Genomic DNA, 16,791 nt, shown 5'->3' on the forward strand with positions numbered 1-16,791 from the left:
GGATCAGACGAGCTTGCGTTTCGGCAGCTTGAAGCTGAGCGCCAGCCCGATCAGTCCGAGCAGCGTCAGGAACCAGATCCCGGTCCGGAAGGCCTGCGTCCGCGCCTGTGCATAGCCCGACAGGATGTCCGACTGGGCTTCGGGCGCGATACCTGCTGCATCGAGCCCGGCCGTGATCTGCGCATCGGACACCAGTTCGACCGACTGTTCCAGCGTCGCGATCACCACCGATTGCTGCGCGGCATCGAGCCCCGGCAGCGCCATGATCTGTGACGAAAGCGCCGCGGTCAGACCCGCGATCATCATCGTGCCGACCAGTGCCACGCCGATCGCATTGCCAAGCTGCTCGAACGTGCCGTTCAGCCCCGACGCCTCCGCCGTCTGTTCGGGCGCGACCGAGGACAGGACAAGGTTCAGGATCTGGGAGGCGATCAGCCCGAGACCCGCACCAAAGACGACGCCGGTGGCCAGATCCTCTGGCTCCGCATCGGGGCGGATCGTGCCGCCGATGATGAGAAGCCCCAACACGGCCAGCACAAATCCCGCGCGGATGATCCGGTCGGCCGAGTAGCGCGACGACAGTCGGGCGCCGAGGATCGCGCAGACAAGCAGCGCGAGCGAGAAGGGAATGAGCGCCAGTCCGGTTTCCATCGCGCTGAAAGCGAAGGCCAGCTGGAACAGAAGCGGCATGGTGAACAGGAAGGCCGCCATGATCGCCATCTGGATGAATCGCGCGCTGATACCCGGCAGAAGCCCCGGCGCGGACAGGAGCGAGGGCCGGAACAGACCCGGCCGGCCGGCCGATTCGCGCCGCCGCTCCAGCGTGAAGAGCGCCACGAGCGATGCCAGCCCGATGGCCACCAGCACCGGCACGATGGACAGGCCGAACGGATTGATCGCCACGTCACCCAGCATGAAGGGCTGGCGCGCCATGACGAACCCGTATGTCTGGCCGAGCAACACCGCAAGAACGATGAGCGACCAGCCGCAGACCGACAGGATCGCGCCCGCAAAATCGAATGAGGGGCGGTCCTCGCGCTTTGCATCCGCGGCAATGGCGCGGCACAGGATCAGGACGAGGATGACGATCAGCACCTCGATCCGGAAGGCCCACCGCCATGTGTAATAGGTTGTCAGGAACCCGCCGACAATCGGCCCGACAGCCGCCCCCACCGCCGCCACGGCGGATATGATCCCGTAGGCGAAGGCCCGCTCGGCCCCGTCATAGGAATCCCGCAGGATCGTCTGGATATTGGGCATCATCAGCGCCGAGCCGATCCCCTCGATCACCGACCATCCGATGATCAGCATCCAGAGCGACTGGCTCGTCGAGGCCAGAAAGGTGCCGACCCCGAAAACGCAGACGCCGATCATGAAAACCCGCTTCTTTCCAAGTATATCCGCGAGCTTCCCGCCAATCAGCATGAAGGAGGCCATGACCAGCGCATAAAGCGCGATGGCCGCCTGAATCCCGCCGACCGTCGTGTCCAGATCGACGATCAGCGCCGAGATGGAGACATTCATCACCGTCGTATCGACAACGATGATGAAGGTGGACAGGGCCAGCGTGATCAGGACGATCCAGCGGGACATGGTGTGCCTCGGAGCGCCGGATCAGCGGCGCTCTTCCATCACTTTCTTGAACATGAACATCGGCAGGACGAGATGGGCGACCAGCGCCCCGAGCCAGACCAGAAGCGTTGCCGCGAGCCATGTCGTGATGCCGCCGATCTCCATGCCGGCGAGCACCGCGCCCGTGATCCCGAGCCCGACAAAGGTCGTGACAAGCGCCACACCGCCCTGCATGGCCGGCACATTCTTCAGCGACATCTTGGTCAGGAGCGGGCTGGCGATCACCTCGATCACAGTGAACAGCAGCACCGCGACCACGAACGAAACCGGATCGATGGTGAATTCGGGCAGGAACCAGACCGCCAGAAGCAGGCCAACGGCATTGCCGAGCGTGAACATCAGGGCGGAAACCAGCATGCGTATCATCTATCCCTCCAATGGTTCAGTAAACCGTCTGCCGTTCCGGCAGTTGGGATCATGTTCCGCGAAAAGCCCCGATTTTCAAAGCGCTATTTGCCGGACTGTCTTGCGCCGCCCTCGTCAGAGCCCCGCATTTGCGAACGCGCGGCGCATCTCATCGGTGCTGTTGTCCTTGGCAAAGAAGATCAGCACTTCACCCACCGTCACGCCGAAGCGGCTGACATAGGCCCGGTTGATGAGCCCGCCGGAGGGCTGAAGCCAGAGCCAGTCGTCAAATCCCACGCGCAGAGTCTCTCCGTCACCGACCGGCAGGTCGATCGTGTAGACCCAGTTGAACGTGTTGCCGGAAACCTCTCCGGTGGCCCCGCCCACGACGCCGTCCGCCTGCCCGACCCAGCGACCGTCCGGTGCGCGTTGCAGGCGCCAGATCCGTTTTTCCGTGCTGCCGTCATCATAAAGGAACGTCTCGTCGAGCGTGAGCGTCCGGCCATCCCAGTCGCCGTCGATGCGGACCTGAAAGCGGGCGCGGATCCTGCCGAGCCGGTCCTGGAACTGGCCCCAGGCCCAGGTCTGGCCCTCGAAATAGTCCACAAGATCGAACGCGGGGCGCACATCGCGCGAGGCCGTCAGGTCGGGCCGGCCACAAGCGGCCAGACCAAGCAGAAGCAACAGGGTCAGAATTCGGGCTGTCATCGCATCCTCCGCGCGCATCAAGGCAACTTTTTGTCGTCCAGAGGCGTTACGGCAGTGATGCGGCCACGGATCACCTGCCGGATTTTTTTGATCCAAACCTTGAACCGCGCCGAAACGATACCAAAGCGCCGCAGGGCCGGACGGCACCGGCGGCTTGAAGGAAGGCTCTCGTCAACAGGAGGCAAAAATGTGGGAGAGACTGGAAAACGCCCGTTACCGGAACACGCGCCAGGTCGCGCTTTTTGATCTGATGCTGGGCCAGATCGCGGATTTCATGTTCGGGACCGGCCAGCCGCAGATGCGGCCCGTGCCCGTGCGCCGCGACATGTCCATGCCCCCCCGCCGCCGCTGACAGCCACGCGCAGTCGGCGGACTGCTGACCCGCCCCGGACCGAAAGGAGACAAAGATGCGCATTCTGCACCTGACCGCCGCCCTGTCCCTGTCGCTTGCCAGCCTGACGGTTGCCCCGCAGGCCTCCGCCGAACCGGTGGTGACAAGCGGAAAACTGGGGCTGCAGGCCAGCCAGCCGCTCGGCCGGACCAATGTCAAATGGCTGATGTTCGACATTTACACAGCCGAGCTCTGGACCGACCGTCGCCAGCCCTTTGCGTGGAACCGCCCCTTTGCCCTGTCGCTCACCTACAAACGGGACTTTGACGCGGACGATCTGGCCCGCGCCTCGGTCGAGGAAATCGCCCGCATCGAAGGTAGCGCCCCTGCCGGACTGGAAAGCCGGTTGCGCAGCTGTTTTGCCGATGTGAACCCCGGCGACCGGATCACCGGGGTCGCGACCGGAAGCGACAAGGCGCTTTTCTTCGTCAATGGCCGCCAAAGCTGCGCGGTGAGTTATCCGCAGTTCACCAAACGCTTTTTCGGCATCTGGCTCGGACCGAATACCCGCGATCCGGGCGCCACGCGCCGGCTTCTCGGCAGCTGACGCCGTAAATCAGAGCTGGCCGCCCAACGCGGCCAGCGCCACGCCCCCCACAGCCCCCACAATCACCACCCGCAGGCTTGACTGGCCCCAGACGGCCAGCATCAGGAAACAGGTGGCCGCCAGCAGAAAATCGCCGCGCGACTGCACCCCCGCCGTGAACACCGGATCATAGAGCGCCGCGGCCAATATCCCGACCACTGCCGCATTGGTTCCCATCATCGCCGCCCGCATGCCGGTCCGCCCGCGCAACCCCTCCCAGAAGGGCAGAAGGGCGAGCAGGATCAGCATGCCGGGGAGGAATATGGCGACAAGCGCCAGCGCGGCGCCCGCCACCCCGTTCGGCGGCACGTCGCCCACAGCCCCCAGATAGGCGGCGAAGGTGAAAAGCGGCCCCGGCACCGCCTGCGCCGCGCCGTAGCCGGCAAGAAATGTCTCGGCGCTCATCCAGCCCTGTCCGACGGTCGCGGCCTCCAGGAGCGGCAACACCACATGCCCACCGCCGAAAACGAGCGCACCGGCCCGCACATAGGCGTCGGCCATGGCCCATCCCTGCCCCAGCCCCGTGACGAGCGGCAGTCCGGCAAGCAGAGCGAGGAAGAGCGCGCCGCACCCGAGCGCCAGTGGCACCGGCACGGCAATGCGCGGCGCGTGGCCCTGCGGCGCGTCCGCTGTGCAAAGCATCCATCCAAGGAGCGCCCCGCACAGGATTGCTGCCACCTGCCCTCCCGCCCCCGGCCAGACCGTGACGAGCGCCAGCGCGCCGAGCCCGACGGCCGCGCGCCGCGCATCGGGCGTCAGGGTCCGCGCCATGCCCCAGACGGCATGGGCGACGATGGCAACAGCCACGATCTTCAGCCCGTCGATGACGGCCATACCCAGCGGGCCGGGACCGGCGGCCACGCCCAGCGCAACCGCCAGAAGGATCAGGGCCGATGGCAGGGTGAAGGCCGTCCAGGCCGCAAGCGCCCCGCGCCAGCCCGCGCGCATCCAGCCGAGCGCAAAGCCCGCCTGACTGGAGGCCGGACCGGGCAGGAACTGGCAGAGCGCCACCAGATCGGCATAGGCCGCGTCGCTCAGCCAGTTGCGTTCCTTCACGAAAGCGGTGCGGAAATAGCCCAGATGCGCGATCGGACCGCCGAAACTCGTCAGCCCCAACCGCAGGAAAATGGCGAACACCTCGCCCGCACTGCCGCGGGCCGTTTCTGCCGCCGTGTCTGTCCCGTCCGCCTCTGCCATCTGCCCGCCTTCGTCGCCGGTTCCCGCCGCAGCCTAGCGCGCGCTGCTTCCACCGCAACCCCGCAGGCACCCCATGTTGCAGGCCACCCGCGACAGATTGATGACGGGCCGGCAGCAAACCCTGTTAAGGTGGCGCGACTCAGCTGCCTGTCCCTGCCCGCCCGCCCGGGCCGTGCGCCCAGCGCCGCTCTGGCCTCTAGATGAAGGAGACCTGACATGCTCAAGAACCCTGCCCGCTCTGCCGCCCTTATCCTCTCGCTTCTGGCCCCGTCCGGCCTTGCCGCGCAAACGGCGGAGAATGCGGCCGCCGCGGCCAATGCGAACAACCCGATTGCCAATACCGAGGCCGTCAATTTTCAGGACCAGTATTTCGGCAACCTGACGGGTGTGGAGCAGGAACTGAACCAGTTCTTCTTCCGCTACGCGGCCCCCTTCTCGGCCTTCGGCGGCGACTGGCTGGCGCGCTACACGTTTCCGGTCGTCACCGCGCCCGACGGGACGGGCGGCCTGACCACAGGCTTTGGCGACCTGAACGTGCTCGCCGCCTATCTGTTCGACACGGGCAACCCGGCCATCAGCTTCGGCATCGGCCCGCAGGTGACGGTGCCGTCGGCGTCGGAGGACCAGACCGGTTCCGGCAAATGGTCGGTCGGTCTTGCGAATGTGCTCTTCAACGCGACCAATCCGCGGTTCCAGTGGGGCTATCTGCTGACATGGCAAGCCAGCATCGCCGGGGATGACGACCGCAAGGATGTGAACCTCGGTGCCGCGCAGCCGTTCCTTTTCTACCAGCTCGGACAGGGCTGGTACCTGCGATCCTCGGCCATCGCCACCTATGACTTCACCAACGACAATTACACGCTGCCTGTGGGCCTTGGCGTCGGCAAGGTCATCAAGACGGACTTCGCGGTGGTGAATCTCTTTGCAGAGCCGCAATATTCGGTCGCCACCCGCGGCGACGGCCAGCCCGAATGGGGTGTGTTCGCGGGTCTGAACTTCCAGTTCTGAACAGACGGGTCATACCGAAACTGAAAAGGGCGGCACCTTGTGCCGCCCCTTCTTCTGTCCTACCGGCCGTTCGCGTCAGGACGGGTTGTACCAGATCGGCGAGGTATAGGCGCGCTCCTGCCCGACCAGCACCGCATCCTCGGGCAGTTCCGCGCCGAGCCGCAGCTTGTCGAAGAGCACCCAGCGCGGTGTCGGGATCTCGATCACGCGCGCATAGTAGAAGGCCTTCTGCGCCGGATCGAACTCCGGATCGGTCCAGACGGTCATCAGTTCCGACGCGCCGATCGTGTTGGTGTAGTTGGCCGCCTCGATATCCACCGTATTGCCGACCTCCGGCACCATCCCGTTCGCGTCCGGTTCGCGGTCGCCGGACCAAGCCACATCATAGACCTTCTCGTTCAGGGTGCCGTCCGCATCCATCCAGCCTTTCACGATCTGCGCCCGGTCGAGATTGGCGCCGAGCGGGTCGCGCAAGGCATAGAGCATGAAGGTCGGCGCATCCGATGTCGCCGGCCGCAGGTCGCCGCCCATCGGCACGCCCTTGCTGTAGCCGGTCACCGCCGGTGCGCGCGAGCGCAGGTCGTCATCCGTATAGTCCCAGCCACCGAAGAAGCGGACCCCGATCCGCGGGCCAGTGGTGCCATAGACCTCCTTGCGGGCCATGGCGTCGAAAATCGCCTCGCGCGTGTTCTCGGTCGCCCAGACGCCCGTATAGCCCGACGCCGACAACGACCAGCCCGGGAAGACGCCCAGTTCGGTTTCGGTGAACGGGTGGAAAGCCCGGGTGGCCGACGGCTCCGCGCTCGTCGCCTTGCCGAAATAATTGTCCTCATCCGCAGTGGCGAGCGACGTGTGGCTGTCGGTCGAGCCGATCATCCCGAACTTGTAGGGGTTGGTGCCGAGTTTTTCCTCCAGCATCAGGCCGTTTTTCAGCGCCTCGCGGGCATATTCGGTCGCCAGCATCGCATCGGTCTTGGCCTCGGTCAGGTCGAGGTTGCCCGCGTCCCACGTCTCGTAATCCGCAAACGGATCGTCGGGCGACAGTTTCGGGTGGGTCTCCCCGTCCCCCTTGATCTGCGTCACTTCGTAGAGCGGCTCCCACTTGTTGCGGGCCATCACATAGGTCTCGTCGATCTCGCGCCCGGTATATTGCGCATCGACCGGGAACATCAGCCCGTTGGACAGGTTGCCGTTATGCGCGATGGCGAGCGCGGTGCCGCCGGTCTTGCTCTCATAATCCTCCAGCCACTGGTAGAGGTCGAGCGGATCGGTCGATCCGAGCGGCGGCTGGGTGACCATCGGCACCACCTGTTCGGCCCGGCGCGCACTGTCGCGCAGGATCACGTTGCGGTGCAGGTTGTTGCCCTTGACGAGCGAGGTCCACTCATAGGCGATGAAGGCCGTGAACCGCCCCGGCTCGTTATAGCGTTCCGCCGCGTCGATCACATCGGCCCAGACCGTGTCATAGGCGGCCGAGCCCGGCGAATAGGCTTCCACCAGTTTCGGGTCGAGCGTGCCTTGCGAGAAATTGGTGATCAGGTCGAGCGCGGCATTGGCGGCCGCTTCCCCCCCTTGCTGCATCGCCTCGTACCAGCCGCGGCCCTGTTCGGTATCGGTGATCGCAGGCGCCCCGGCGCGCAGGTCGGTGGCAAAGCCCATCATGTCGGAATGGTCGGTCAGCGCCATGAAATCGAGCGGACGGGCCAGTTTGACCGGCAGGCCGGTGGCGGAGACAACCTCTTCTCCACGGGCAAAACGCCAGGCCTCGTCCAGACCGAGCGTGTTGCCGAACAGCCCCGCATCCGGCGACAGGGCCGTATGAAGATGCGTTTCCCCCCAGAAAACCTGCGTCGGAAAATGCCGCTCCGCATAGGGGGAGTAGGTTGCGCCCTTGTAAAGCCCTTCGAGACTTTCCATTGATGGCTTGAACTGGGCCATTGCGGGCGCTGCCACGATCAGGGCAGCCGACATCATCAGATAGCGCATTCTCAATCTCCCCGTTTTTCTCCGGTATCATCCAAACCGTGCGACCTCGGGCGAAGACTATCGCAAAAGCTGTTTTCAGGACAGGATTTATCCTTTCAGATGATCAAAGGACGGACTGCCGCCGCCGCGTGTCTCGTCCGGGCCGGACAGGACCGGCCCAAGATGCCACCGGAGGATGCAGATGCTTGAACAACAGGTGACACAAGAACCGCGCCGCCTGCCCGACGATAGCCGGATCTATCTGACCTATACCGGACTGGAGACGGATCTTATCTTCAACCGTGGCATAGACCTGCCTGAATTTGCGAGCTTTCCGCTTCTGGAACATGCGGACGGGCGGGCGCTGCTGGCGGCGGCCTTCCAAGACCAGATTGCGGTGGCCCGCGCGGGTGGCTGCGGCTGCATTCTGGAATCGACGACCTGGGTGGCGAACCGCGACCGCGCGGCGCCGCTCGGCTATGGTGCGGACCAGCTGGCGGAGGTGAACCGCCGGTCGATGGCCTTTCTGGCCGAGCAGCGGGACGCGGCCGGCTATGATCCGATCCTCCTCAGCGCGAATGTCGGGCCACGCGCGGATGCGTTTTCACCCGAAGTCACCATGACAGCGGACGAGGCCCGCGCCTATCACGCGGAACAGATCGGCTGGCTGGCCGAGACGGAGGTCGACTTCATCGCCGGCTACACGCTCGCCAATGTGCCCGAAGCGATCGGTCTGGCGCAGGCCGCAACCGACCATCATCTGTCCGTCGCCATCTCCTTCACGGTGGAGGTGGATGGCCGCCTGCCATCCGGCACCCCGTTCCCAGAGGCTCTGGCCGAAACCGATGCAACGACGGGCGGTGCGGTCGCCTATTACATGATCAACTGCGCCCATCCCGACCATATCGCCCGTGCGTTCGGTGATGCGGATGCGCACTGGTCGCCCCGCCTTCAGGGGCTTGTTGTAAACGCCTCGCGCTGCAGCCATGCGGAACTGGACGAAGCCACCGAACTCGACGCGGGCGACCCGCCCGAACTCGGGCGGGCGGTTGCTGCCCTGACACGGGCCCACACGCAGCTCAAGGTCATCGGCGGGTGCTGCGGCACAGACATGCGCCATTTGCGGGAGATAGTGCGCAACCTGTCGCCCGACTGACGAGCTGCAACTTGTGAATTCACAAGCGCCACGCAGCAAGGCACACTGGCAGGATGTTGTTTCGCGGTCTTCCCCTTGCCTTCGGGCTGCTCGCCGCTGCACCGGCGCTGGCCTGCGGGTTCCACAACTATGCGCCGCCACCATCGCTCGTCGACCGGCTGCAGACCAGCGACCGTATCATTCTCGCGCGCACGGCCCCGGATGACCCGTTCCGCTATGCAGCCCGGACCGCACTTCTCGGCCCGGTCGAGGGGTTCGAGAGCGACCAGCTAGTCGACAGCGTCACACGGCGCAAGCTCGCGGGCGATCCGGTGGCGCAGGTGCTTTTCGCGCGGGATGCCATCAACGGCAGCTGGCAGAAGCTTGCCTTTGTCGACCCGCAAATGGGCCAGCTTGTCGACACGGTGATGGACCGTCTCGACGATTGGCATGGCCCTGCCGGGGCGCCCGACAGGTTCGCCTTTTTCGCGGACCAACTGGGCAGCACCGATCCCGCCATTCACAAGATTGCCCTGCGCGAACTGGATCAGGCCGATTACGGGGTGCTGCGGTCGCTGGTGATCGACATTCCGCCCGCGCAGCTCATGCGGTCGCTCGACATCCTGCAGGAGGTCAACCTGAAGCCGATCCGGCTCCTTCTGCTCGGGCTGGTCGGGGACGGTGCCGCGCGCGACCGGCTTGAGGCCGGTACGCGCCAGTCGGCAGATATCAGCGGCCGGCTGCTTGGCGCCTATGCGACGGCCCTCATCGAGCTGGACGGCCCCTCCGCTGTGCGGCTGATCACGCGCGAAATCATGGGTGATCCGTCGCTCACCGATGCCAGTCGCGAGATGCTGGCCGAGGCTCTGGCGCTGCACAGCCTGTCGGGCGATCCCGACACACGCGCCGCGATCCTGTCCGAACTGGACGCGGCCCTGGCCTGGGACCCGACACTGGCGCCGAGCCTCGTGCGGCAGTTCTCCATGCGGCGCGACTGGACACTGGCGCCCGCGCTCGACCGGCTGACCCGGACGGGGGAAACAGGCGCGCTGTCAGCGGCCGACAGGCTGGCTGTCGCGGCCTACCTGTCCGGAAGCTCAACGGCGCCGGCCTCTGCAGGCAATTGACCGCTGACGGGCCGACAGCCCACCTTGAAGACCAGTCCCCGCCGCCGAATGCCAAGAAGGCGCTGTGTTTCAAGTGCTTGCGCATTGCCCCTGCCGCCCGCTCGAAATCTTTTCTGCTGCCCGTCAACTGAAACAGTCTTGACAGGACTGGTATACTAGTCTTCTACATTACCTCGCGAGCGCCACCTCCGGGGCCCTGGCGCACGGCGGAACCGGGTCACCGGCGCCGCAAACCGGCCAAGCGGCCGGACAGGAAAACGGTCCGGGAGGGACCGTCATGATAGATTAGGGAGACCATCATGAAACCGAACCTCAAAGCCAGTTTCGCAGGCGCCGTTGCAGCCATTGCGCTCATCGGATCGGCCGCCAACGCCGCCGAATGGCGCGGCTGGAACATCCATGTAGAGGGTTATCCGAACACCGTCGCGATGGACAAGTTCGCAGAGCTTGTGGAAGAGAAGACCGGCGGCGAAATCTCGCTCCAGATGTTCCACGGCGGCACGCTCGGCAGCCAGCCCGACGCCATCGAACAGGTCCGTCTCGGCGGTCTGGAGATCGGCAACTTCAACCTTGGCCCGATCGGTCCGATCGCGGCCGAAGCCAATGTCGTGTCCCTGCCCTTCATCTTCAAGGACGTGCCGCACATGTTCCGCGTGCTGAACGGCGAAGGCGGCGAGATGATCGCGAAAGGCATGGAAGCGAAGGGCCTGATCCCGCTGGCTTGGTATGATGCCGGTGCCCGCTCCTTCTACAACGGCGCCAAGCCGATCAACGCGCCCGAAGATGTTGCCGGCATGAAGGTGCGGGTGATGAACAACGACCTCTATTCCGGCATGATCGCGGAACTGGGTGGCAACCCGTCCCCGATGGCCTTCGCCGAGGTCTATCAGGCGCTGAAGACCGGCGTCGTGGACGGGGCCGAAAACAACTGGCCGTCCTACGAATCGACCGGCCATTTCGAGGTGGCGGGCTACTACTCGCTCAGCCAGCACCTGATCATTCCGGAATGCGTCTGCATCAATGCAGATGCCTATAACGCCCTGTCCGACGAGCAGAAGGCCGCCGTCAAGGAAGCCGCGATGGAATCGGCCGAACTGCAGCAGCAGCTGTGGGCCGAGCGGGAGGCCACCAGCCGCAAGATGGTCGAGGAAGCCGGCGTCGTGACCAACGAGATCGCCGACAAGGGCCCGTTCCAGGAGGCCATGGTCCCGGTCTACGAGGCCTATCTTGAAGCCAATGCAGACCTGCGCCCGCTGGTCGAACTGATCCAGGCGACCGAGTAACGTCCCGCCTGCAAGAACCGCCCCGGCAGCGCGTCTGCCGGGGCCGCTTCTGTCAAGGAACACCATCATGTCTGACCGCGAAACCGGCGTCGGGGCCCGTGACTTCATGACCCCTGTCGACAAGCTGCTCGACGCGATCGCCACGGCCTGCCGGGTGCTGACGGGCCTGTCGCTCGTCATCCTCACCGTCATTTTCGGCTGGCTGGTCTTCGGCCGCTACGTGCTGAACGCCACGCCAACATGGGTCGAGCAGGCCGCCCTCCTTCTGGTCATGACCATCGCCTTCATCGGCGCGGCGGTCGGTGTGCATGAAAATGCCCATCTCTCGGTCAGCGTCTTCCGCGGGCTGGTGCCGGCGCCTGTCCGCACGGCCTTCGTCATCGTGACCGATCTGGCCATGGCCGGCTTCGGCGGCTTGATGCTCGTCTATGGCGCGAAGCTGACGGCCTTCAAATGGGGGTCGATGATCCCGCTCATCCAGCTGCCCGAAGGGCTGCGCTCGCTGCCGCTGACCATCGGCGGCGGACTTATCCTGCTTTTCTCGCTCGCCCATCTCACGCGGCTGGCGCTGCGGCGCGACCTGCGCCGCGACACGATCGAATAAGGGACTATCATGGGGCTTCTCCTCCTTCTCGGCCTGTTCGCGCTTTGCGTCGCAATCGGCGTGCCGGTGGCCTTCGCGCTCGGCATCGCGGCCATTTCCGCCTTCGCCTTCGAGGGTCTGCCGCTGATGATCGGCTTCCAGCGGATCATCTCGGGCATCAATGTCTTCTCGCTCATGGCGATCCCCTTCTTCATCTTCGCGGGCGAATTGATGTTCCATGGCGGGATCGCCATGCGGCTGGTCCGCTTCGCCTCTGCCGCCGTCGGCGCGGTGCGCGGCGGCCTCGGGATCGTCAACGTCTTCTCCTCGATGCTCTTCGGCGGCATTTCGGGGTCGGCGGTGGCGGATATCTCCGCGCTCGGCTCGATCCTCGTCCCGGTGATGAAGGAAAAGGGCTATGACGCGGATTACGCGGTCAACGTGACCGTCACCTCCTCCATCGCGGGGATCATCATTCCGCCGAGCCACAACATGATCATCTTCGCCATTGCGGCGGGCGGCGGCATCTCGATCTCGAAACTTTTTCTCGCGGGCGTGGTGCCGGGCATGCTCATGTGCCTCTGCCTCGCCGTGGCGGCCTATCTGGTTGCCGTGAAACGCGGCTACAGCGCCGAGGCCTTCCCCGGCTGGTCGGCTCTGGCCTTTGCCTTCTTTGGCGCGATCCCGGGCCTGCTGACGGCGGTCATCATCGTGGGCGGGGTGCTGTCAGGCGTCTTCACGGTCACCGAATCCGGTGCGTTCGGCGCGATCTACGCCTTTCTGGTTACACTGCTCGTCTACCGCTCGATCACCTGGGAAAATTTCAAGATCGCCGTGCGCCAGTCGGTGCGCACCACCTCCATGGTGATGATTCTGATCGCCTGTGCGGGTGCGTTTGCCTACATGCTGACCTTCTACCGGGTGCCGGACAAGACGGTCGACCTGCTGACGGGCCTGACGGACAACCCGATCATGATCCTGCTGATGATCAACCTCGCGCTTCTGGTGCTGGGCATGATCATGGACATGGCCGCGCTCATCCTGATCTGCACGCCGATCTTCCTGCCGGTGGCCAACAGCCTCGGCGTCGATCCCTACCAGTTCGGAATGATCCTGCTCGTCAATCTGGGTCTTGGCCTCTGCACGCCGCCGGTCGGGTCCTGCCTCTTCGTGGGCTGCGCCGTGGGCAAGCTGCCGATGGAAAAGGCCGTGCGGACGATCTGGCCCTTCTATCTGGCGATCTTCGTTGCGCTGATGCTGATCACCTTCGTGCCGGCCATATCGCTGACGCTGCCGGGGCTTCTGGACCCATGAGCCGCAAGCCGACGGTTCTGGTCGCCGGAACCGGCTTTGCCGGCGAAGGCCACACGGATGCCTTTCGCGCCGCCGGCGCGGAAGTGGTCGGCATGGTCGGCCGGACGCCGCATGTCGCGGCCGAGGTCGCGGGGCGGCTCGGCATCCCGATGCACGGCACGGACTGGCAGGCGGCGCTGCGCGACACACGGCCCGATATCGTGGCCATTGCCACGCCGGGCGGCGCGCATTTCGAGCAGATCCGTCTGGCGCTCGGCTTCGGGGCGCATGTGTTCTGCGACAAGCCGCTCACGACCGACGGGGCGCGCGCGGAACAGCTCTTGGCGCTGGCCGACGCGGCGGGGGTCAAGACCGCCTTTGCCGCGAGTTACCGCTATACGCCGAGCGTGCGCCACGCACAGGCGCTGGTCGCTGCAGGCGCCATCGGCCGGCCGACCGAGGTGGAGTGCATCTCGCATTTCAACCTCGAACGCGGCATCCCCTTCGGCTGGTCCCACCGGCAGGAAGCCGGTGGCGGCCGGCTCAACAACAATTTCACCCATACGCTGGCCATCGTCTCGGCCGTGCTCGATGCGACGCCAGAGGCCGTCACCGGCGAAGTGCGTGACGACCTGCGGCGCGCGCCCATCGTCGACGGGGTGCACAACTTTGCCACCCGGCGCGCCTTCATCCCTGCAGATCTGAGCGACCCGAAACTGCAATGGGGCAAGAGCAATGTGGAATGGTCCTACACGGTGCTGGCCCGGATGAAGAGCAGCTTCGCGGAAGCGCCGGTCTCCGCCCTGTTCAAACATGGCGGGCTCGTCCCGCGCTTCCGCGAGGACCATATCGTCTTCTACGGCGATGCCGGCGCGATCTATCTCGAAGGGCACTATGGAAGCGGTGCGCTGCACCTGTGCGGTCCGGCGGGCGACTGGCAGGACTTGGCCCTGCCCGCGGATATTGCCGCCGACACGCCGGATGTGACGGGCGAGACCGAACAGTGCTGGCACTATCTGGCGCGGGAATTCATGGCCGACATTCAAGGCAGGCCGGTCGCCCCCTACCCGACCTTCCGCGACGGATGCGCCTACCAGAAGATCATCGACCTGATCCGTGCCAACGCGAACTGGACGGACCTGCACCCAGACTGAACCGGCCCGACCGACGAAAGGAGTTGCCATGAAGATCACCGATGCCCGCATATTCGTCGGCGGCCCCGGCAAGAATTACGTCACGCTGAAGATCGTCACGGATCAGGGCATCTACGGGCTGGGCGACGCGACGCTCAACAATCGCGAGACCCTGCCCGCGGCCTACCTGCGCGATTATCTGGTTCCGAACCTGATCGGGATGGACCCGCGCCGGAGCGAGGATATCTGGCAGTTCTTCTATCGCGGCGCCTATTTCCGCGGCGGCCCGATCGCCATGGCGGCGATCGGTGCGGTCGACATGGCGCTTTGGGACATCAAGGGGAAGCTGGCCGGACTGCCGCTCTACGACCTGTTCGGCGGCAAGAGCCGCGACGGCGCGCTCGTCTATGCCCATGCCACGGGCGCCGACCTTCAGGCCTTGATGGACTCCGTCGCGCGCTATGTCGCGCAGGGCTACAAGGCCGTGCGGGTGCAATGCGGCATACCGGGCATGCCGACCGCCGGCTACGGCGTTGCGGACAAAGAGACCGGCGACGGTGATTTCATCACGGATTTCAGCGGCATCCGCCCCAAGGTGGAGATCTGGGACACCGACCGCTACATGCGCTACATGCCCGACGCGCTGATGGCCGTGCGGGAGCGGTTCGGGCCGGAGCTGAAAATCCTCCATGACGTGCATCACCGGCTCACCCCGCGCGAGGCGGCTTCCTTCGCCAAGTCCGTCGAACCGGTCGGGCTCTACTGGCTCGAGGATCCGACCCCGGCCGAAGATCAGGGCGCGCTCCGCTTGCTGCGCCAGCATTCCACCGTGCCCGTGGCGATCGGCGAGGTGTTCAATTCGATCTGGCAGTGCAACCGCCTGATCGAAGAGGAACTGATCGACTTCATCCGCGTGGCGGTCACCTATGCGGGCGGCATCACGCATGCAAAACGGATCGTCGATCTGGCGGGTCTACACAATGTCCGAACCGGCTTTCACGGGGCGCCGAGCCACTCGCCCGTCTCGATGGCCGCGCAGGCACATCTGAACGCCTGGGCGCCGAATTTCGGCATTCAGGAATATCTGGTGCTGGGCACGCCCGCATGCGACGCGCTCTTCCCGTCCGCGCACCGGATGGAGGGCGGATTGTTCCATGTGAGCGACGCACCGGGCCTTGGCATCGACTTCGACGAGCGCGAAGCGGAGCGCTACAGCTACAGCCCCGGCAGCCATCCGGTCGTGCGGCTCGAAGACGGCACGATGTGGAACTACTGAACCGGACAGATGTTCACGTGACGCTTTGACTGCGCCACGTGAGCCATTGTTCCAAATATGTTAATCAGCTTCCGAGAACCGGAACACGATATCATGTTCATAGGTTTCGCCCGGGTCGAGCCGCGCCGACGGGAATGCCGTATGGTTCGGACTGTCGGGAAAATATTGCGGCTCCAGACAGATACCGTCGCGCGGGCGGAACGCCGCGGCTGACGGTTCTGTCGCGTCAATGTCGAGCATATGCGCGTCATAGACCTGCAGCCCTGGCATGTTGGTGAATAGCTCCATCGTCAGGCCCGACCTGGCCGCGTGCAGGCACGCGGCCGGTGCACCGTCGGGACGCGCGTTCAGGATGAAATTGTGGTCGAGGTCGACGGGACGGTCCAGGTCGGCAACGGCGCGGGCGTCCCGATAGTCGAACGCCGTGTCTGCCACAGGCAGTGCCACGCCGGTCGGGATCTTGCGCGCATCCACCTCCGACACATGATCGGCGGCAAGGGTCAGCCGGTGATCGCCCACGCTGCCTGCTCCGTCGAGGTTGAAATAGCTGTGCTGGGTCAGGTTGATGACCGTTGGCGCATCCGTTTCGGCCCGCAATTCGGTCACCAGCGACACTGCGCCTGTGTCGTCCTGCTCGAGCTGGTAGGTGCACCGCGCCACCACCCGGCCCGGAAAGCCCTGATCGCCATCCTCCGACACGATTTTAAGGGTGACTTCGGACGCGCTCGCGGCCTCGATCTCCCAGACGCGGACGCCGAACCCTTCCGGCCCGCCATGCAGGCAGGTGCCCGCGCCTTCGTTGGTGACCGGCGTGAACTGCCGCCCGCCGAGCGTGAACCCGTCGGCAATCCGGTTGGCATAGCGCCCCGCAATGGCACCGAAATAGGGGGAGAGCACGGGATAGGGCTCGAACCGGTCGAACCCGAGCACGACTTTCTGCAACTGCCCGTCACGGCGCCGGATCTGCAGATCGGCAATCACCGCGCCCCAACTGAAGATGCGCGCAAAGGAGCCGTCCCCTGCCGTCAGCGTCACCGCATGCACGTCCTGCCCGCCGAACCGGCCGGCAACCTCGATCATTCTGTCATTCATGGTGTGTTTAGCCTGCGCGGCGCGGCCTGTTTCGTCC

The 16,791-nt window shown here is 65.2% G+C and carries 16 protein-coding genes; 10 read left to right on the forward strand and 6 right to left on the reverse strand.

From position 1 onward, the window contains the following. Positions 1–3 precede the first annotated feature (3 nt). The 3 genes from GSH16_RS11105 to GSH16_RS11115 form a co-directional block, all read right to left on the reverse strand. On the reverse strand, positions 4–1,593 hold the full coding sequence (locus GSH16_RS11105; RefSeq protein WP_160854996.1) for an MFS transporter: 1,590 nt from the start codon (positions 1,591–1,593) through the stop codon (positions 4–6). Between the two features lie 21 nt (positions 1,594–1,614). Next, complete coding sequence (locus tag GSH16_RS11110) at positions 1,615–1,989, reverse strand: phage holin family protein (RefSeq protein WP_235913105.1); 375 nt, start codon at positions 1,987–1,989, stop codon at positions 1,615–1,617. Positions 1,990–2,112: 123 nt separating this feature from the next. Continuing rightward, a complete protein-coding gene (locus tag GSH16_RS11115; protein ID WP_160855000.1) occupies positions 2,113–2,685 on the reverse strand; it encodes a DUF3833 domain-containing protein in 573 nt (190 codons plus the stop codon). Positions 2,686–2,872: 187 nt separating this feature from the next. On the opposite strand from GSH16_RS11115, the gene GSH16_RS11120 reads away from it, so the two are divergent. After that, complete coding sequence (locus GSH16_RS11120; protein WP_160855002.1) at positions 2,873–3,037, forward strand: hypothetical protein; 165 nt, start codon at positions 2,873–2,875, stop codon at positions 3,035–3,037. Positions 3,038–3,092: 55 nt separating this feature from the next. Continuing rightward, positions 3,093–3,623: a chalcone isomerase family protein gene (locus tag GSH16_RS11125; protein WP_160855004.1), complete on the forward strand. Its 531-nt coding sequence runs from the start codon at positions 3,093–3,095 to the stop codon at positions 3,621–3,623. A gap of 9 nt (positions 3,624–3,632) precedes the next feature. Here GSH16_RS11125 and chrA read toward each other — a convergent pair whose 3' ends face one another. Then, positions 3,633–4,859 carry a chromate efflux transporter gene (chrA, locus tag GSH16_RS11130; RefSeq protein ID WP_160855006.1) on the reverse strand — a complete coding sequence of 409 codons (1,227 nt, stop codon included), beginning with the start codon at positions 4,857–4,859 and terminating at the stop codon, positions 3,633–3,635. A gap of 216 nt (positions 4,860–5,075) precedes the next feature. Here chrA and GSH16_RS11135 point away from each other — a divergent pair, with 216 nt between their 5' ends. Beyond that, positions 5,076–5,867, forward strand: coding sequence for a hypothetical protein (locus tag GSH16_RS11135; RefSeq protein ID WP_160855008.1), 792 nt, complete (start codon positions 5,076–5,078; stop codon positions 5,865–5,867). Positions 5,868–5,942: 75 nt separating this feature from the next. Here GSH16_RS11135 and GSH16_RS11140 read toward each other — a convergent pair whose 3' ends face one another. Further along, positions 5,943–7,853 (reverse strand): DUF3604 domain-containing protein, encoded by a 1,911-nt coding sequence (locus GSH16_RS11140; protein WP_205524057.1) that lies wholly within the window; start codon positions 7,851–7,853, stop codon positions 5,943–5,945. 181 nt (positions 7,854–8,034) lie between these two features. Here GSH16_RS11140 and GSH16_RS11145 point away from each other — a divergent pair, with 181 nt between their 5' ends. The 7 genes from GSH16_RS11145 (at position 8,035) to manD (ending at position 15,662) form a co-directional block, all read left to right on the forward strand. Then, positions 8,035–8,988 (forward strand): homocysteine S-methyltransferase family protein, encoded by a 954-nt coding sequence (locus GSH16_RS11145; protein ID WP_160855010.1) that lies wholly within the window; start codon positions 8,035–8,037, stop codon positions 8,986–8,988. A gap of 53 nt (positions 8,989–9,041) precedes the next feature. After that, entirely contained in the window at positions 9,042–10,094 is a 1,053-nt protein-coding gene (locus GSH16_RS11150; protein WP_160855012.1) for a hypothetical protein, read from the forward strand. 299 nt (positions 10,095–10,393) lie between these two features. Beyond that, positions 10,394–11,377 carry a TRAP transporter substrate-binding protein gene (locus GSH16_RS11155; protein WP_160855014.1) on the forward strand — a complete coding sequence of 328 codons (984 nt, stop codon included), beginning with the start codon at positions 10,394–10,396 and terminating at the stop codon, positions 11,375–11,377. 67 nt (positions 11,378–11,444) lie between these two features. Then, on the forward strand, positions 11,445–11,981 hold the full coding sequence (locus tag GSH16_RS11160; RefSeq protein WP_235913107.1) for a TRAP transporter small permease: 537 nt from the start codon (positions 11,445–11,447) through the stop codon (positions 11,979–11,981). 9 nt (positions 11,982–11,990) lie between these two features. Then, positions 11,991–13,274 (forward strand): TRAP transporter large permease, encoded by a 1,284-nt coding sequence (locus tag GSH16_RS11165; protein WP_160855016.1) that lies wholly within the window; start codon positions 11,991–11,993, stop codon positions 13,272–13,274. Then, a complete protein-coding gene (locus GSH16_RS11170; RefSeq protein WP_160855018.1) occupies positions 13,271–14,407 on the forward strand; it encodes a Gfo/Idh/MocA family protein in 1,137 nt (378 codons plus the stop codon). The genes GSH16_RS11165 and GSH16_RS11170 overlap by 4 nt, the downstream gene beginning before the upstream one ends. Before the next feature lie 28 nt (positions 14,408–14,435). Beyond that, positions 14,436–15,662: a D-mannonate dehydratase ManD gene (gene manD, locus GSH16_RS11175; RefSeq protein WP_160855020.1), complete on the forward strand. Its 1,227-nt coding sequence runs from the start codon at positions 14,436–14,438 to the stop codon at positions 15,660–15,662. Positions 15,663–15,722: 60 nt separating this feature from the next. Here the strand turns inward: manD and GSH16_RS11180 are convergent, their stop codons facing one another. After that, positions 15,723–16,754, reverse strand: a complete 1,032-nt coding sequence (locus GSH16_RS11180; RefSeq protein ID WP_160855022.1) for an aldose epimerase family protein — start codon at positions 16,752–16,754, stop codon at positions 15,723–15,725. Between the last annotated feature and the right edge of the window lie 37 nt (positions 16,755–16,791).

It is taken from the genome of Oceanomicrobium pacificus, assembly GCF_009833495.1.
Taxonomy (GTDB): domain Bacteria; phylum Pseudomonadota; class Alphaproteobacteria; order Rhodobacterales; family Rhodobacteraceae; genus Oceanomicrobium; species Oceanomicrobium pacificus.

Coding starts and splice junctions, on each gene's coding strand:
- manD (WP_160855020.1), top strand. CDS start 14,436: ATGAAGATCACCGATGCCCGCATATTCGTCGGCGGCCCCGGCAAGAAT.
- GSH16_RS11180 (WP_160855022.1), bottom strand. CDS start 16,754: ATGAATGACAGAATGATCGAGGTTGCCGGCCGGTTCGGCGGGCAGGAC.
- GSH16_RS11155 (WP_160855014.1), top strand. CDS start 10,394: ATGAAACCGAACCTCAAAGCCAGTTTCGCAGGCGCCGTTGCAGCCATT.
- GSH16_RS11115 (WP_160855000.1), bottom strand. CDS start 2,685: ATGACAGCCCGAATTCTGACCCTGTTGCTTCTGCTTGGTCTGGCCGCT.
- GSH16_RS11120 (WP_160855002.1), top strand. CDS start 2,873: ATGTGGGAGAGACTGGAAAACGCCCGTTACCGGAACACGCGCCAGGTC.
- GSH16_RS11140 (WP_205524057.1), bottom strand. CDS start 7,853: ATGCGCTATCTGATGATGTCGGCTGCCCTGATCGTGGCAGCGCCCGCA.
- GSH16_RS11135 (WP_160855008.1), top strand. CDS start 5,076: ATGCTCAAGAACCCTGCCCGCTCTGCCGCCCTTATCCTCTCGCTTCTG.
- GSH16_RS11125 (WP_160855004.1), top strand. CDS start 3,093: ATGCGCATTCTGCACCTGACCGCCGCCCTGTCCCTGTCGCTTGCCAGC.
- GSH16_RS11105 (WP_160854996.1), bottom strand. CDS start 1,593: ATGTCCCGCTGGATCGTCCTGATCACGCTGGCCCTGTCCACCTTCATC.
- GSH16_RS11165 (WP_160855016.1), top strand. CDS start 11,991: ATGGGGCTTCTCCTCCTTCTCGGCCTGTTCGCGCTTTGCGTCGCAATC.
- GSH16_RS11145 (WP_160855010.1), top strand. CDS start 8,035: ATGCTTGAACAACAGGTGACACAAGAACCGCGCCGCCTGCCCGACGAT.
- GSH16_RS11160 (WP_235913107.1), top strand. CDS start 11,445: ATGTCTGACCGCGAAACCGGCGTCGGGGCCCGTGACTTCATGACCCCT.
- GSH16_RS11110 (WP_235913105.1), bottom strand. CDS start 1,989: ATGCTGGTTTCCGCCCTGATGTTCACGCTCGGCAATGCCGTTGGCCTG.
- GSH16_RS11150 (WP_160855012.1), top strand. CDS start 9,042: ATGTTGTTTCGCGGTCTTCCCCTTGCCTTCGGGCTGCTCGCCGCTGCA.
- chrA (WP_160855006.1), bottom strand. CDS start 4,859: ATGGCAGAGGCGGACGGGACAGACACGGCGGCAGAAACGGCCCGCGGC.
- GSH16_RS11170 (WP_160855018.1), top strand. CDS start 13,271: ATGAGCCGCAAGCCGACGGTTCTGGTCGCCGGAACCGGCTTTGCCGGC.